11 protein-coding genes and 1 tRNA gene are annotated in these 17,948 nt (G+C 35.8%); 10 read left to right on the forward strand and 2 right to left on the reverse strand.

Going from position 1 to position 17,948, the window contains the following annotated elements:
- Positions 1 to 60 precede the first annotated feature (60 nt).
- Positions 61 to 1,596, reverse strand: a complete 1,536-nt coding sequence (locus tag L1S35_RS10485) for a right-handed parallel beta-helix repeat-containing protein (protein ID WP_236400418.1) — start codon at positions 1,594 to 1,596, stop codon at positions 61 to 63.
- A gap of 59 nt (positions 1,597 to 1,655) precedes the next feature.
- A complete protein-coding gene (locus tag L1S35_RS10490; RefSeq protein ID WP_236400420.1) occupies positions 1,656 to 4,133 on the reverse strand; it encodes a pectate lyase family protein in 2,478 nt (825 codons plus the stop codon).
- 313 nt (positions 4,134 to 4,446) lie between these two features.
- On the opposite strand from L1S35_RS10490, the gene L1S35_RS10495 reads away from it, so the two are divergent.
- The 10 genes from L1S35_RS10495 (at position 4,447) to L1S35_RS10540 (ending at position 17,856) form a co-directional block, all read left to right on the forward strand.
- Positions 4,447 to 5,382, forward strand: a complete 936-nt coding sequence (locus L1S35_RS10495; RefSeq protein ID WP_236400422.1) for an alpha/beta hydrolase — start codon at positions 4,447 to 4,449, stop codon at positions 5,380 to 5,382.
- A 13-nt stretch (positions 5,383 to 5,395) separates the two neighbouring features.
- Complete coding sequence (locus L1S35_RS10500) at positions 5,396 to 6,361, forward strand: DUF4861 family protein (RefSeq protein WP_236400423.1); 966 nt, start codon at positions 5,396 to 5,398, stop codon at positions 6,359 to 6,361.
- Between the two features lie 69 nt (positions 6,362 to 6,430).
- Positions 6,431 to 7,432 carry a pectinesterase family protein gene (locus tag L1S35_RS10505; protein WP_236400425.1) on the forward strand — a complete coding sequence of 334 codons (1,002 nt, stop codon included), beginning with the start codon at positions 6,431 to 6,433 and terminating at the stop codon, positions 7,430 to 7,432.
- A gap of 2 nt (positions 7,433 to 7,434) precedes the next feature.
- Complete coding sequence (locus tag L1S35_RS10510; protein WP_236400427.1) at positions 7,435 to 8,799, forward strand: glycoside hydrolase family 28 protein; 1,365 nt, start codon at positions 7,435 to 7,437, stop codon at positions 8,797 to 8,799.
- A 9-nt stretch (positions 8,800 to 8,808) separates the two neighbouring features.
- Positions 8,809 to 9,537, forward strand: coding sequence for a rhamnogalacturonan acetylesterase (locus tag L1S35_RS10515; RefSeq protein WP_236400429.1), 729 nt, complete (start codon positions 8,809 to 8,811; stop codon positions 9,535 to 9,537).
- A gap of 139 nt (positions 9,538 to 9,676) precedes the next feature.
- Positions 9,677 to 9,761 (forward strand) — tRNA-Ser (locus L1S35_RS10520).
- A 573-nt stretch (positions 9,762 to 10,334) separates the two neighbouring features.
- Positions 10,335 to 13,187, forward strand: coding sequence for a ligand-binding sensor domain-containing protein (locus tag L1S35_RS10525; RefSeq protein WP_236400431.1), 2,853 nt, complete (start codon positions 10,335 to 10,337; stop codon positions 13,185 to 13,187).
- Positions 13,188 to 13,220: 33 nt separating this feature from the next.
- The gene (locus L1S35_RS10530; protein ID WP_236400433.1) at positions 13,221 to 13,844 is read left to right on the forward strand and encodes a response regulator; all 624 of its coding nucleotides are present in this window, start codon (positions 13,221 to 13,223) and stop codon (positions 13,842 to 13,844) included.
- A gap of 78 nt (positions 13,845 to 13,922) precedes the next feature.
- A complete protein-coding gene (locus tag L1S35_RS10535) occupies positions 13,923 to 14,918 on the forward strand; it encodes a T9SS type A sorting domain-containing protein (RefSeq protein WP_236400435.1) in 996 nt (331 codons plus the stop codon).
- A 355-nt stretch (positions 14,919 to 15,273) separates the two neighbouring features.
- Entirely contained in the window at positions 15,274 to 17,856 is a 2,583-nt protein-coding gene (locus tag L1S35_RS10540; RefSeq protein ID WP_236400437.1) for a T9SS type A sorting domain-containing protein, read from the forward strand.
- The last annotated feature ends 92 nt before the right edge of the window (positions 17,857 to 17,948 follow it).

Consider the following 17,948-nt stretch of genomic DNA (forward strand, 5'->3'; position numbering starts at 1 on the left):
AAATAAAAAGCGGTCTCGTTAACAAACGAGACCGCTTTTTATTTGTATACTAGTATACTTTTATTTAACTATAACTTTTAAAGTTTTACTAAAGGTATCAGATTGAATGGATAGAAAATATAAACCTTCAGAAAATAGTGTATTATTGATTTCAATTTCATTTTCTCCTATAGCTATTTCTTTTTTCAATGTTTCTAAAATCTGTCCGTTAATAGAGGATAATGTAATGGTAGTTTCTATTGCTGCCGGAGAAATTACATTCAAATGAATAGCACTATTAGTTGTCGGATTCGGGTATATCCTGGCTTCAAAATTTTGACTTTCATGAAATGCAGTTCCAAGAGAAGTGCCTGTTTCTCTGGCTCCTAAATCGGGTGCACTTCCATTAAATGTAATTCCAGTGGTTGTAACTCCCGCATTTATAAAATCACTACTTAAGTTTAAAGCAAGGAAATTACCTAAATTTGGACTTCCGTCAGCGTTCTTCATTACCGCTGGAGGGGTTAAAGTGATGAAGTCAGCAGCACTGGAAACTATAGCAGGTGTTCGTCCGTTAGTACTAAGATTATTTACAAACCAAACATTAGAAAGGCCAACATTAGTCCCGGTGGTTACATCACTGCTTCCTGAATTATAAGAAACATTATTCCTGAATTGGTGGGTTCCTCCTGCACGAAAATTATAATTAGAATTGGTATTGTTGAAAGAAGTATTATTTGACACTTCAATAGACCCTAAATTATTGTTATCGGTAAATCCATGCTGTCCATTACCAAAAGCAATACAGCGTCTTACAATGTGATTAACAGGGATACCACTTCCACCAAGTTTAAATCCGTTTTTATCTCCATTAACAGATGTAGTTCCGTCTGTCAGTGTTCCATTATTGTATGCGATGCAGTTTTCAAACGATACTACTCCAATTGCTCCGGTAGTAGTATTGGTGAATAAATCCCAACCGTCATCAATGTTATTGTGAGCTATACAACCACGAAAAACATTGCCTGATCCGCAGGTAAGTTTAGCAGCAAAGCCATCAGCATTTTCAGCTAAAACATCTTTGTTGTCAAACGCTTCACAATTCAAAATCAAGTTATTAGATGGCCATTGACTAATGGTGGTGTAAGCACTGTTGTATCTGCTTATTTGAAGTCCGGTATCTCTGTTTTTTTCAAAAACACAATTATCTATTGTATTGTAATTTCCGGAAAGCAACATGCCGTTATCTCCGGCTCTTTTAATAGTAATCCCTTTGATGTACCAATATAAACCATCTAGTACAATACCTCGGTTCCCACTTGCTTCTGCTTGAGCTGAAAAATTAAGAATTGGAATTTCATCAGTATATGCTTCTATTCGTTTAAGGTTTCCGGCTGTCCCACTGTTTGTTCTGGCAATCACAATAGTACTGTTGAAATTATAGGTACCACCTCGCATATAAATAGTTTGTCCCGGACTAATTATACTCAATGCATTTTGTAAAGTGGTTGGACTACCAATGGTACCACTATTAGTCGATAGACCGGTTGGAGAAACATACAGTTGTGAAAACGTATAAAAGGGGAATAGTACTATAGTTACGAAAAGATATTTCATGTTTATACTAATTGTAAATAAAAAAACCTTCTTAATGACTAAAAAGGTTTTTAATTATATTAATTTTTAATAATTTTTCCATTGAATATACCATGATCTGTTTGCACTTTTACAAAATAGGTGCCTTTTCCTAAACCACCCATATCAATCGATCTGATATCTCCAATACTATTTTTTACTTGTTGGCCTAAAAGGTTATATACCGCTACATTTTGTATTATTTCAGAATCTGAAGTAGTAATGTTCAATGTGTTTGTCACCGGATTTGGATACAATACTAATTTTTGTTGATTAGGATTTTCTCCTAAACCAAGCGTGTATTCTGTTTTTATATAATAAAGGTTTGTAGTATTGCCTTTTGTTATAGTATGAGCACCGGCAGCAACTGAAGGGATAACAACGATACCACCTGATGTTGTATAAGATACTCCGTCGAGTTTAATAGGACCGTTAAATGTTGTATCACAAACTAGAGTTAAAGTCGAAGTAGTTAGTGTTGTATATGAAATATTAGTAGCTGTTTCCATTTTTAAACGTGCCGTCAATGTCAAGTCATCATAGGTTGCAGAACCGGGCGTGCTATTCATATTGCAAGATGTAAATGTATAGAACGTACTATTCAAAGTTTGTAATGTGAAGTTGTGGATTTCGGTTCCGGTTGGAGTCCCCGTTATTGTTATATTTCCTGTTCCTGTTACCGGTGAGCCTGTAGGTCCACTGGTAGTAACATTGAATGTTACATTTGCTGTCGGAGTTCCTGATACAGTAACTGTTTTGGCAACAGTATCTTTTACATAATCAATTCCATTTGCAGGCAATCCGTTTACTGTAGCATCAGAGGCAGTTCCGCCCCATGTAAAAACCATATCAGTTATTGGACCACTTATAATGGTTTGATCGTTGTTGTCAGGAACAGTCAAAGTTTGAGGATTTGGAACTACAACAGCTTCACCCTGAATATATACTAAACCGGAAGTATAACCAGCCAAAGCAGCGGCTAATCCTGTATTTACTGTAGATGAAGTGTCATCAGCGGCATTGTTAAATGTCCATGTTAAATCACCACCTCCAACACGACCGGAATAAGCAATTACATTATCTCTTGCTGTAGTCGGATCTTCAACCACCAAAGAGTTAATATACAAAGCTGGGTTAGTATCAAAGTTATTGTAAGTGTTGGCACCATGTAATGAAGTAATGCTGCTTGGTATAGTTTCATTTCTTGTAGTAGCTACATAAGCATCAAATTGAACCGGAAAAGTAACCGGGTCATAAGCAACAAATCTTGTTTGACCACTCATAATGTTGTTGAAAGCTTTAATAGTTCCTCCGTCTTCTCCCGAAAAAGTTCCTTCCGATCCATTATAAACATCAGTACCTTGTAGTGAAGTAAGCATTGGATATTTACAGTTACGGAAGTAATTTCCCTCCACAAATAAGGAAGAACCTAGAGTTGACCCTGAACCATATTTTGAATTTCCATCGAAATAATTATTGTAAATATGAGCAGAGTAATAGCGAACACGAGGATGACGTGAATCGGAATGGTCATACCAGTTGTGGTGATAAGTAACATATAAGTCAGTCGTTGTAGCTTCACTCAATCCTAAAAGATTGCATTTCCCACTATCCCAAAAGTGATTGTATGACATGGTTACATAGGTTGATCTTTTACAGTCCAATGCACCATCGCCTTTAGCCTGATCAGCGTCACCACCCGCAGCACCATAAAACATATCATTATTGTGAATCCAGATATGGTCGTTATCTTGTTGTAAGCCAATATTATCACCTTCAGCTGCATTGGTAAGCATAAAACCAAGATTGCGAATTTCAATATTTGAAGCACTTTTTACACGAATACCCCATCCATTGCAATACGCATCAGAACCAACGCCCTCAAAAGTTATCGAACTACCGGCTGTATTTTTATTTTCAATAACGATATCTCCGTTTAACATATTACTTAAATCAGTAATATTTCCAATTAACCTAACAGCTAATGGACGAAGATCGTTTCCTTTTTTAAATCCGTCAAGAATAGTCTGTAAACCCACACACGGATTTGCAGTAGCACCTGTTACAGTCATAGAACAGGTGTTTTTTGTATTTTGTGTTATATATAAAACAACAGCATTAGCCTTTAAAGTACCATCAAGATTGTATGCACCGGGAACTCTTCCGCCTTCGTGTGCAAAACCATTTCTGTCATGAGCTGTTACGGTTACGCTGCTCGAAATTGCCGGAGTACCTTCAACACCACCTGTAACAGGTACAACTTTCATCGTATAAGTACCGGGAGCTAGCCCTAAAACATCAGCACGAAAATAACTGCCATAACTTCTGATAAGTTGCGTATCAATTATTTGATTAGTTAAGGCACCGCCGGTATAATAAACTCTATAGAAATCAACTCCAGTAAGCGGTTCCCATTTTACATAGGCGCATTCTTTCCATCCGGTGGCTTGAGTAATAGTTACCTGTGCAGCCATATTTAACGACATGAACAAAAATGCGATGTAAAATAGTTTTTTCATAATTCTTTTATAATTAACTGTTTTTAAGTTATGTAATCGATTGCGCAAAAGTATAACTCTTTTCTTCCTGCACAAATGTTTTAACATAAAACAGCTACTAATCCGGCAAATATCTCTTCCGGATATTGAATTTATTATAATTTTTACGCTTTTTATTTACATTATATAAATCATTAATTTTTACTTGTATTATTTATACTAAAAAAGTCATATGCTTATACATTTAATATAACTTTAAGTATATTTTTTTTGTGTTATCTTTATTAATATTTACGTTTGCGTAATCGATTACATTAATAATCGTTTTTCCTGAATGAAGAACTTACTTCTTATTTCTTTCTGTTTACTAGTTTCTGAATTGTTTTCACAAACTCAAGTAGATACTTCATATACGGTATGGAGCACCTACAACAAAGAAGTAAAGAAGTTTCCATTCATTAAAAAAGTCCAAAAACCGGAAAATAAGGAAATCACCAAGTTAAAAGAGGTAGTTTATAAAAGCATAAATTCGAGAGAATTGCATTTAGATGCTTACTTTAAACAACAAGAAACATTGCAGCCTGCAGTGATTTTGATTCATGGTGGCGGATGGAGTTCGGGTAATAAATCGCAAATGAATTATTTGGCACAGGAAATAGCTTCGAAGGGCTATGCGTGCTTTGGTGTCGAATACCGATTAACGGCTGAAGCAAAGTATCCGGCTGCAATTACTGATGTAAAGGAAGCTATAAAATATATTAAAGATAACGCTCTGAAATTTAATGTTGACCCAACCAAAGTAGCTGTTTTAGGCTGCTCTTCCGGTGGACAAATGGCTGCATTAATAGGTACTACTAACGGGAATTTAGCTTTTGAAGAAAAGAGCACTAGTAAGCAAAATGCCAACGTTCAGGCGATAATTGATATGGATGGTATTTTAGCTTTTCATCATCCGGAATCGGCAGAAGGTAAAGCTGCGGCTTTATGGCTTAACGGAACGTATGAAGAAAATCCTCAAGTATGGGAACAGGCATCAGCACTAAATCAGACGGATGAACATACACCACCCATTTTATTTATTAATAGTAGTCTGCCTCGATTTCATGCCGGACAAAATGATATGATAGAAAAACTAAATAAGTATGCCATTTACAACGAAGTAAAAGCACTACCCAATTCACCCCATTCCTTTTGGTTTTTTGAACCTTGGTTTGATGAGATTGTACTTTATTCAACACAATTTTTAGATAAAATTTTTAAACAGCAATAATATATTTATAATTATGAAAACATTAAAAATCGTTGCCGCAATACTATTGGTTTCTCAATTGACCGTAAATGCTCAAGATAAAAAAGTCAAAACAAAAGGGCAGACTTATGCTGAACTTTCTATAAAAGAAGGCGGAACCTGGAAAGGTCAAAAATACGAAGGCGGAACGTTTAAAAACGTTACCAGCTTAAAAGTACCAAAATCACATTGGGATCATTCTTTCTTTATCAGATATGAAGGTCCGGGTTGGGAATCCAATAAAATTGGATATCGATTGTATTTGGATTGGAGAAACTGTATTGATATTTTCGGAAAGGTAACGGATACTCTGGTACTGTCAAAAGTTGGATTGGATGGATTTGATTCGTATCACAATATGAGTCCATGGGGAATGGACATTCTTAAAGCAGGGAAAGCATTAGGAATTGGCGGTATTGGAAGATATGACGGAAAAGATGTACTTCATTTTAAAGAAGTAGATTCTACCTTTGCCAAAGTTGAGAACAATGCTAAATGTTCTAGTGTAACTGTAAAATATGATGGTTGGAAAACAGCCAATGACAAAATTAATTTTGAGTCCAAACTTACTATTAAGCCAAATGAACGTTATACAAAACATACTATCAAAGCTTCAGCAAAGATTGAAGGCATTTGTACGGGAATAGTTAGTTTTAAAGAGATAGCTCTAGTTAAAAAAGAGAGTGCCAACAAAAAATGGGCATATATTGCAACCTATGGTAAGCAAACATTAGTGCCGGATAATTTAGGTATGGCCATTTTCTATGAAGTGGCCACTGTAGATAAACAAATAAAAGGAGAATTTGATCATTTGTTGCTTTTCAAACCAACTACAAAAACGGTATCGTTCTATTTACTTGGAGCTTGGGAACAGGAAAAAGACGGGATTAAAACCGAAGCTGAATTTTACAACTACTTAGATAATAAGTTGACCGAACTGAATAGAAAAAATAAAATCTAAGTTTACTACAATAGCAATCAAAAGAGTTTAGCAGCATTAGTTTTGTATCAAGGCGAAATAAATAAAAAAATGAAAAACATTAAGAAAATAGCATTCACTTTTGTACTTGTTTGTGTTTCATTTTCAAATGCTGTTTCTCAAACTGCAGTTAAAACCGATGCTTTCTATAAAACGGTTGCTCAGGATGGTTCAGGTGATTATACTACCATTCAGGCTGCCATTAACGATTCTAAATCTTTCCCATATCAAAGAATAACGATTTTTATTAAAAACGGAACCTATCACGAAAAGATAAAAATTCATGAGTGGAATACCAATATGTCTTTGGTTGGCGAAAGCAAAGAAAATACCGTTATAACATTTGACGATTATTTCAATAAGGTTAATTTGGGTATAAACAGTACGTTTTATACCTATACCTTATTGGTTGAAGCGAACGATGTGTTGCTCAAAAATCTCACTATTGAAAACGCTTCAGGCGATGTTGGTCAAGCAGTCGCTTTATCTGTTTTTTCAGATAGGGTAGCGGTTATCGATTGCCGAATTACAGGAAATCAGGATACGCTTTATGCTTCGGGGAAAGGCTGCCAATACTATAAAAACTGTTATATCGAAGGCACAACCGATTTCATTTTCGGAAGCGCTACGGCTTGGTTTGAAGATTGCGAAATCCACTCCAAAAAAGACTCCTATATCACAGCTGCTTCAACTCCGGAAGGAACTGATTTTGGTTATGTTTTTAAAGATTGTAAACTGACTTCAAATGAGGCTGTGTCAAAAGTTTATTTGGGAAGACCATGGCGGATTTATGCCAAAACAGTATTCGTAAACTGTACATTGGGCAAACATATTTTACCGGAAGGCTGGCACAATTGGTCAAAACCCGATGCCGAAAAGAACAGCTTTTATGCCGAATATAAATGCACGGGAGCAGGATATTCACCAACAACAAGAGTAAAATGGTCGCATCAGTTAACTAAATCGCAAGCCAAAAAATATAAGGTCGAAAATGTTATTGGAGCTAACTTTCTGAAAGATATCCAGCAATGGGAATCACAGGCAAAAAAATAATTATGGGAATCAGAATCATAGCCATTTTGTTGATTTCATTCACTGCCTTTCCGCAGCAAAATCCGTTTCCAACAGATTCTGTAGATGCGATTGTCAGCCGAATTCAACTGCCTAAAATTCCCAATTATACTATTTTGGTTTCAAAACTTGGTGCTAAAGGCGATTCCATCAGCAATGACAAACCTGCTTTTGATAAAGCTATGAAGTTATGTCAAAAGAAAAAGGGCGGAACCATTATTGTCCCAAAAGGAATTTATACGCTAAATGGCCCGATTCATTTTGTGAGCAACGTAAAGCTTCAGCTTGAAAAAGGAGCCAAAATCCGCTTCAGCGACAATCCGAATCATTATTTACCTATGGTTTTAACGAGTTGGGAAGGCACGATGATTTACAATTACAGTCCACTTATTTATGCCAACAACTGCAGCAATATTAGCATAACCGGAGAAGGCACCATTGATGGGGAAGGGCACAATATCTGGAACAGTTTTAAAAGTAAAGAAGGAGCAGACAAAAAGCTGACCCGTGAAATGAATCATACAAATGTTCCGATAAATGACAGAAGGTTTGGTGCCGGACATTTTTTAAGACCACAATTGATTCAGTTTTTAGAGTGTAAAAACATTTTGGTTGAAAATGTGACCATTGAAGACTCGCCTTTTTGGTGTATCCATTTGCTAAAGTCGGAAAGCATTACTGTTCGCGGATTAAAATACAACGCTTTCAACGCAAATAACGACGGAGTTGATCCTGAATATTCCAAAGATGTTTTGATTGAAAACATTGACTTTAACAATGCCGATGATAATGTTGCCATCAAGGCAGGAAGAGACCATGAAGGTAGAGCAAACTCGGATTTTTCAAGCCAGAATATTGTAGTCAGAAATTGCAGATTTAAAGGATTGCATGGTGTGGTTTTGGGCAGCGAGATGTCGGCCGGAATCAAAAATATTTATGTTGAGAACTGCAAAACGACGGGTTATCTAAAACGTGGTATCTATTTCAAAACCAATGCGGATAGAGGCGGATTCATCAAAAATATTTTTATCAGAAATATTCAACTCGATGAGGTAGAAGACTGCATTTATATCACAGCCAATTATATGGGTGAAGGCGCAGATTTTCCTTCGGAGGTGTCCGATATTTATTTGTCTGATATTAGTTGTACTAAAGCCCGCGAAACAGCTTTGATTATTCAGGGATATCCTTTGAAGAAAGTTCGTAATGTATTTTTGAATAACATCGAAGTAAAATCAGCCAAGAACGGAATGACCCTTCAGCATACAGAAAATGTAACGGTAAATGAGGTCATCATCGGACAAAAAGCAACCATCCCGACATCGGTAAGTAATTCGGTTAAACATTAAATCAGCACTATGAAATACAGTTTCTTTATTTTACTATTTTTTGCAGTAAATGCATCAGCTCAAGAAATTAAACTTTATGGTGCAGGCGATTCCACTATGGCCAATAAAGTTAAGCCAAATGAAAACCCGGAGCACGGTTGGTTGCAAGTATTCCCGGCATTTTTAAACAATAAAATCAAGGTAGTAAACAAAGCGGTTAACGGCAGAAGCACCAAGAGTTTTATAGATCAGGGACGTTGGGATTCCATTTGTAAAGTGCTCAAACCTCATGATTATGTTTTTATACAATTCGGGCATAACGATGCCAAAGTGGAAGACTCTACCAGATACACCAATCCACATACCGCTTATCGTCATAATTTAATCCGGTTCATAACCGAAGCCCGTGAAAAGGGCGCTATTCCTATTTTATTTTCCTCGATTGCCAGAAGAAATTTCAATGAAAAAGGCGTTTTAATCAGCACACATGGCGAATATCCTCAGGAAGCCCGATTGGTAGCCCAGGAATACCAAGTGCCCTTTATCGATTTGGAATATTATTCGGAAGAGCTAGAGAAAGCATACGGTCCCGAAAAATCAAAAGAGCTGCATCTGCATTATAAACCGGGTGAAGTGGCCTATTATCCCGAAGGCAAATCAGATGACACGCACCTAAGTGAAAAAGGTGCTATTGAAATTTCTAAAATAGTAATAAGGGAATTAAAAAAACTGAAACTTTTAGTTGAGTATATCAAATAAAACCAGCTAATCGGCAGAGCAATAGCAAAATAGCTGTACAGAGAAAAAATAAGTTTATTTTTTACCTAAATTCTTTTTGCAATCAACAAAAGGTTATTATATTTGCAACCGCATTCAGCAAAAGAGTGCACGACTTACCGGAGAAATGGCAGAGTGGTCGATTGCGGCAGTCTTGAAAACTGTTGACTGTAACAGGTCCGGGGGTTCGAATCCCTCTTTCTCCGCAAAGGAAACCCGAAACGAAAGTTTCGGGTTTTTTATTTTCAAAAAGCATTCAAAAGTTCACTTTTGAATGCTTTTTGAAAATAAAAAACAAACGGCTTGAAAAGCCGTTCAGGTTTCCTTTGCCCCGGATTCCCCGGAATGGGATCACGGCAGTAATCCCTGGCATAAACTTGCTTTTACTCCGTACATTCGCATCGCTCGCGACCTTTCAGGGCTCAACGATGTTAATCCCTTTTTATCCGCGGAATGTGTGTTTAAAGAAGCACAAAATCTAAAAACTCTTTAAAAACTGATGTTTAAAGGTTTTTTTAAATTTTGACAGAAGCATCAAAAAGCACAGTTAGCCTACAGGTACCTCTCTGATTTTTGAAAAAAAAAGGGTAAATAAATTTACTCTTAAGTCATACAGAGCTCCAAGTTCTCAGTCTATACAGAATTTTAAGAGCTTCTTCGGGCTATATTATTTCACTTTTTAAAAACTGTAATCTACTAAAACATAAACGCATTACCTACCCTAATGGGTAGTTTAATTGATAAATTAATTTATATATTTAAGACATTGTTTCAGAGATATGAAATTATTACATAGTTTCTTGTTTTATTTTTTTCTCCCTTGCGTTGTTTTTCCACAGGGAAAACTGCTTCATTTCAATACAGCTAATGGTTTACCACATGATATCACATACGGTATTTTTCAAGATAGAGATGGGTTTATTTGGATTGGAACTGATGATGGATTAGCCAAATACGATGGACAAGAGTTTAAAGTTTTTACGACTGATGATGGTTTACGAAATAACTTTATTATCGACATCAATCAGGTCCCAAACGGAGATATTGTCTTAGCCACTTGGGGAGGAGGATTGCAAATCATAAGAAATGACAAAGTACTTCCACTCAAAATAAAAGGAGACGGAACAGAAAAATTGAATCATTTGCAGATTTGGGGTGATGACATCATTGCTCGACATTCGTATGGGAATATTATATACGAAAAAACAAATAAAACTTACCAAAAGAAATTGGTAGTTCTGAAAAACAATAAAGTACAAAAAGTTAATTTTACGTTAGGAACCGGTAGACAGTACCTAACCATTATAGATAATAAACCTTTTTTTATAAACGGAATAAAATCGTTGTATAATATATATACAACAACTGATAAAGGAATTTATGAAGTTAAAAATGACAATATTAACTCTTTAACAGGCTATTTTAAAGAATCCGTTGTCAATTCTATCTCAAAAATAGATCAAAACAATTTTTTAGTTACAATAAAGGACAGTTTGTTTTATGTAAACAGGCATACAATAGTTCGTAAATTTAAATTAGATTTCGATGACGCCTCCAATATTATTTGTGATATAGCCAAAATCAATAGTAATCAATATTTAGTGATGGCAACGGACTTGAAAGGATTTAAAAATGCATACCTCTTTTCAAATGATTTCAAAACAAAAGTCGGTATAAAAAAACTATTAAATGTAAAGGCCACCATATCGGATTTCATGATTGACAATGAAAACAATATTTGGATTACCACTAACGGAGAGGGTATATTTTGTTACAATCCCAACCTATCCTCTTTTATGAATATCTCAAAAAACAAGCTTCCTGAGACCTTGATATTGGGCATAGAAGAATTAAAAGAAAAAAAATACATACTCTCGCCGAACTACCTTTCCTCATTTTCAGACAGCACCACCATCAAAAGCATTAAAATCAATGGTATCGGTAAAAAATTAACCGTATTGAATAAGGACCAAATCATAGTAAACTCGATTAATATTAAAAATGGCTCTCAACACACCCCAAACATTAAGGAAGTTACGGGTTTTAACACGATTTGTCTTGAGCAAAACTCTACTATTTATGTGGATGACAGTATTTATATCGAAAAATATCAAGTTAAATTTCCACGCAATAAAAGAAACATTAATGATGCTGTTTTATATAAGGACACGCTTTGGTTTGCGACGAATTTGGGAATGTTTTACTATGACAAAAACAAGCGAGACATAGTAAAGAAATCGATTGGCAATAAAAAATTATTAAGTGAGAATATAAAGAAACTACTGTTGGATCGTGGAGGACTTTGGATTGCCACATACAAAGGCCTTTGCAAAATCAGTAACGATACCTTGTATACCTATAGTCAGAAAAACGGCTTAATTTGCGATCAGATTAATACTTTGATTACAGACCACAATCATAACCTTTGGATCGGGACTAACAAAGGAATTTCTGTTTTTGATCAAAAGAACTTTATTAATTTGACAACCAGCCGTGGATTGCTATCACCGTTCATCAATGTCATTTTTGAAAGTTCAACTAATGAAATTCTGGTAGGAAGTGATAAAGGAGTAACTATTATAGATAATAACAAGCCCTTAAAATTAGAACTGCCGCCACTGTTGCACATCAGTCAAAATCAATCGATTTTTAACTATACAATCATTTCCTATAATCGGTCTAATTCTTTGATTGCACAATATAATCTTGACGAAAAAGGCTGGGTAACCTTAGAAAAACCAAAGGGCTCCCTATCGCTGCAAAACCAAAAAAAGGGAAATCACTCACTCGTGTTCAGAGCTAAAAAACAAGACGGAAGTTGGGGATATTCTAAAGTTTATAATTTCAAAACCAGCATTCCATGGTTTAAAGACATTATATATATATCATTGTTGGTTATGGTAATTTCATTAAGCATAATCATGATGATTTTGTATCAACTCCGTAAAGTCAAAAAAAGAAATAACGATTTAAAGTTTGCCATTGAACGCCAGCATCAGCTTGAAAATGAACTGTCTGAAGTCCGAATGAATATTGCTCAGGATTTTCATGACGATTTAGGTAATAAACTGGCACGTATATCGCTGTTATCTAATTTAGCTAAAGAGGAAGTCAGTCATGAAAACGTCAAACTAAAATCGAGAATAGAACAAATAGAAAATGATGCCGGATACTTGTATAAAGGGACCAAGGATTTCATCTTTTCGCTAAACGATGAAAGTAATTATTTGGAGGAACTGGTCACTTATCTCTCTGATTTTGGAGAAGAATTTTATCAGGATACCCACATTAAATTCATCGTAGAAAAACGGATTAAAAATAACATTAAACTCCCATATTATTGGAGTAAACAACTTATTTATATTTTTAAAGAAGCCTTGACTAATGCGTTCAAACATTCGAAAGGGGATAAGGTTGTTTTTAGTTTTGACTATGATGGGATCACACTTACCATCAAGTGTTCAGACAATGGTATTGGCGTTAAAAAAACTGAATCAATAGCCTCTAATGGTATCACCAACATGACTAAACGAGCCAAAAAACTTGGCGGTGTTCTTGAAATACAGTTTGAGCGAGATGCAGGAACAACCGTAGTTTTTGTAGCTAAAACTACCTCAAAAGGTAGTGCTTAAAAAGGATGAGAATATTAACTTTGCAATGAGTCTATGAAGTACAAAGTAGTTATAATAGAAGACAATTCACCGTTGAGTCAGGCTTTTGAGGAAATCATCAACAGTTCCTCTGATTTCATGGTTTTGGATTCCTATACCAGCTGTGAAGAGGCACTCGATAATCTGAAATCCGATCGACCGAATTTGGTTTTGATGGATATTGATTTACCGGGTATGAACGGTGTTGAAGGCACTAAAATAATCAAACAGAAACTTCCCAATACCATCATCATCATGGTAACAGTTTATGAAAATTCTGAAATGGTGTTTAATGCTTTGTGTGCAGGTGCCACCGGATATCTAACTAAAAATTTGAAGCCGAATGATTTAATCAGTTCATTAGAAGAAGCCGTATCGGGAGGTGCGCCTATGAGTATACATATTGCCAAAATGGTGGTGAGTTCGTTTCAAAAGAAACACAGCGATATCCAACTCTCCAACCGGGAAAAAGAAGTATTGACACTATTGGCCAGTGGATATAGTTATGACAGTATTGGAGAAAAACTATTCATTAGTAAAAACACCATCAAATTTCACTTGAAAAACATTTACATCAAACTTCAGGTACATTCTAATATTGAGGCCATTCAAAAAGCCAATAAAGAAAACCTAATTTAAACATCCTAATAGCTAGCCTTTCTTCACAAATGATAAATTAATTTTGGTTATCCTTAATGTGTTATTTAGTATTCGATTATGAAAAAAAGTTTCTTTGCATTGTTTTTATTTTCTAGTCTATTTTCACATGCACAACGGTGGTATGCCATAAACGACTCTACATCTTATAGTTACGAAAATATCAATATCACCGTCGGAAGACACAATGTATATCTAAACCAAGGTGGTAATCTGAGTGTAATTCGTGATTTTGATATCAATAACCCTCAAATTAATGAAGATTACATCAGAGACTTTGATTTTATTGATGCCGATACTTGGTATGTTTTGGTTGGTAGTCGTTACATAGGTTCTGAAACAGAACTTTACAAAACCGATGATGCCGGGCTAAACTGGCAGTTGTTAGCGCCTGAGTCTTTCACAGTTCCTAATAGTTTAGATGGAACTGCCAACAACATTAACCAAGTTCAGTTTCTCAACGGTCGTATCTACTTGTTTGACGCCTATTATACATCAAGAGTCTTTTATTCTGATGATTTAGGTCAAACTTGGACACATTGGTTTCAATGTTTTTGGAGTCATTATTATCAAATCTATGCCTGTGGTAGCCAACTGTATATACACGGTCTGGCTGGTGATGGTTTCAGGCCCTATATGGTTGAAATTCCGCCTTCCTATTTTGGGCAGCAAAATATTGTTACAACCAACGTTGGCGGATGCAATAATTCGGGTACACCAGGTTGTTATCATGCTCCCGCAAATATGAGCGTTCCTGATGTTTATGATTACTTCAGAAATCTTTTTCAAACTACCATCTGCACTACTTTAGATAATGCAAACATTACTGTTAAAGAGATTAAGGTATATCCAAATCCGGCAATTTACAGCCTATCTCTCGAAGGAGTTGATGCTACAATTCCTTTTAGTATTTCTGTTTACAATAGTTTGGGGCAGAAATTCTTAGAAGATAAAAATAAACGCAACATTGATTTGACTTCTTTTGAATCGGGTGTCTATTTTCTAAAAATTACGCAGCAAAAAATTACCAAATCAATTAAGGTTATTAAACAGTAAATCTTCTTACAGGGTATTGCGAATAGTACTCTAATAAAATATGTCACAGGTAATAATTTAGCAGATTATCAGTCCGAACTGTATTATTTTTTTTAAAAACCAGCTCTGTTTTTACGCTGACAGAAGTTTATTCAAAGAAGCGATACAAAGAAACATCAGGCTATGATTTCGTTAGAACGACAAGTACGATTTTCTCTGCGTTACAAAGTTGAAAAAACTTTGTTTTACAATTTGCCACAAAAAAGATATGACCTACATCTGATTTTCTAAAAGTTACTAAAACTTTCTACCCTAATGGGTAGTACATGAAAGTAGTAAGCCAAAGTATTTTTGAAGAAATCTAAATACTTAACTTATGAAGAAAATTACTTTTTTTATAGCTTTCGGGCTATTTACTTTAATTGGCAATGCCCAAACGTTCCAATGGGCTAAACAAATTGCAGGAACTACGGCATCAGCATTTTCAGTTAATATAAAAGACTTAAGACCGATTGGTACCGGACACGTTTTTGTTTGCGGAAGTTTTAGTGGAACTGTCGATTTTGATCCATCAAGCGGTACCAACTTTAAAACAGCCCAAGGAACAGATGGGTTTGTAGGTCAATATGACTCAGGAGGGAATCTTTTGTGGCTGTACACCACCAATCAATCCGGAGATGAGGAAGCCAAAGGTCTTTGTATAAACAGCGATTTTCTGCCATCAAAATTGATTTCAGTATTTCAACAAGGTACAAACAGTTTCTTTTTACGAAGTTTTACTATTTCTGATGGGACTATTTTTTCGACTTCTTCCATCTATTCAGCAACAGGCACTGTCAACATTACTTCATTAAATGCGTTAGCACAACTTGATGCCTACATGGTTGGTGGTTCTTATTCGGGTTCTATTACTGTTGATGGACAAACCAGAACAAGTGCAGGTCAGCAAGATGGTTTCGTTGCTAAGTTTCAGTCTAACGGCTCAAGTGCAGCTAGTGCCTTTGAATTTGGCTGGCTAAAAAGTTATGGAGGAACGGGTAATGATCAAGTTAATAGCGTAACTTTTTATGGCTTAATGAGTTGTGTCGGATATTTTGAAAATACAGCTGATTTCGATGGTGATCCTTTAACAAGTTCCATTCTTAGAACTTCTGCAGGAGGAAAAGATTGCTTTAAACTAGACCTTGATTATTCAAATGGAAATACACAAACAACAATTGCCTTTGGCAGCACAGGAGATGATTCAGTTTCAGCAATATGTGATACGGATGCAGGAATTATTTCGGGATATTTTTCTAATACATTGCCGGTAGACCCAACTGATGTTGATAATAATTTGGTCTCAAGTGGAGGTAAGGATGGATTTATAATTCGATATAGTGGCTCAACCTATTTTTGGGCTCAAAAAATAGGCGGCACAAATGATGATGAAATAGTTAGCCTTAGTAAGGCTTCCGCAAATGTAGATGTTTATTATGCTGCAAAACTAGGTTCAGTATCTGGTTCTGCAACAACTATAGGGAGTTATTCAAGTGCCACAGGAGTAGTTACGTCATTTGGGGGTATTTTCCTTCCAAACAATCAGACAACACTCAATGCGCCATTACGCATAGCACAGGATTTAAATACATCAATCGGAGTATTTACCAGTGGCGTATTCAATGCAACTACTGATTTTAATCCTCAAACAGGAACTGCTTCCATTACTCCTATTAGCGGTGGTAATAATGGTTTTATTCAAAAAATGTCACCCTGTAGTAATTCTGCAGAAACTCCAACTATCTCGGGTAACAATTCAGTATGTTTAGGACAGAGCATTACTCTTTCTGTTGGTAATTCTGCCACTTTGAGGGATAATAACGAATGGAAATGGTATTCAGATAGTTGTGGTGGCACTCTTGTCGGTACAGGATTTACCCTAGCTGTTTCACCAAATGTTCAGACTACATATTATGTTCGGGGTGAAGGAGGTTGCGTGCCAAACGGAAACTGTTCTGCAGGGAAAACGGTATCTATAATTACTAATTTACCTAGTGATGCAGTAACAATAAGTGGCAATACATTAACGGCAACACAAGCAAGTGCAACTTATCAATGGATTGATTGTAATAATGGAAATTCAGATATAGCGGGGGCTACAAGTCGGTCATATACACCAACAGTATCCGGAAACTATGCTGTTAGAGTAACCAATTCCAGTGGTTGTACTGTTACTTCGAATTGTACTGTATTAACCATTTGTAATCCGGCCACAAACCCTCAAATCACGGGTTCTGCAAATGCAATATGTGCAGGTGAAAGTAGAACACTAACCGCTACCGGAAATCTTAATCAAAGTTTAGAATGGAAATGGTATACCGGTACTAACTGTGGACAAACTTTAATAGGAACAGGTGCCAGCATTACAGTCTCGCCAACAGTAACAACTGCATATTATTGCAGGGGTGAAGGAGGATGCAGTCAGGATGGCTTGTGCAGAACAGTTAATGTACAGGTTAATGCAGTACCTTCTAATGTAGTTTCACAAACTGGAAATATCCTTACTGCCCAAGAGAGCGGTGCTACCTATCAATGGATAGATTGTACAAATGGAAACTCGGATATTTCGGGTGCGACAAGTCAGTCCTACACACCAACGGTTTCAGGAAACTATGCTGTAAAAATCACATCAGCAAATGGTTGTTTGGTTACTTCTTCATGTACTCAAATTACCTTAAGTATTCAAGAATTTGAACAATTAGGAATAAAATTATATCCTAATCCAATAAAAAATCACTTTACTCTCGTTGGTGAAGAGGTTATAAATCGGGTAACCATTTACAATTTATTAGGTCAGAAAGTAAAAGAATTTTCAGGGAATCAGTCTTATTATGACGTAAATGACCTTTCATCAGGAACATTTATCATTGAAGTAGTTACTGAAAAAGGAAAAGCAAAAACAAAGATTATAAAAGAATAAGTTTTAAAGATTAATTATTGAAAGAGTTGGATTTAATCCAGCTCTTTTCTTTTAAATCTACCTGATAGGGTAGTTCCTTTTTTAAATCGGTC

The sequence above is a fragment of the Flavobacterium anseongense genome (assembly GCF_021608185.1).
GTDB lineage: Bacteria > Bacteroidota > Bacteroidia > Flavobacteriales > Flavobacteriaceae > Flavobacterium > Flavobacterium anseongense.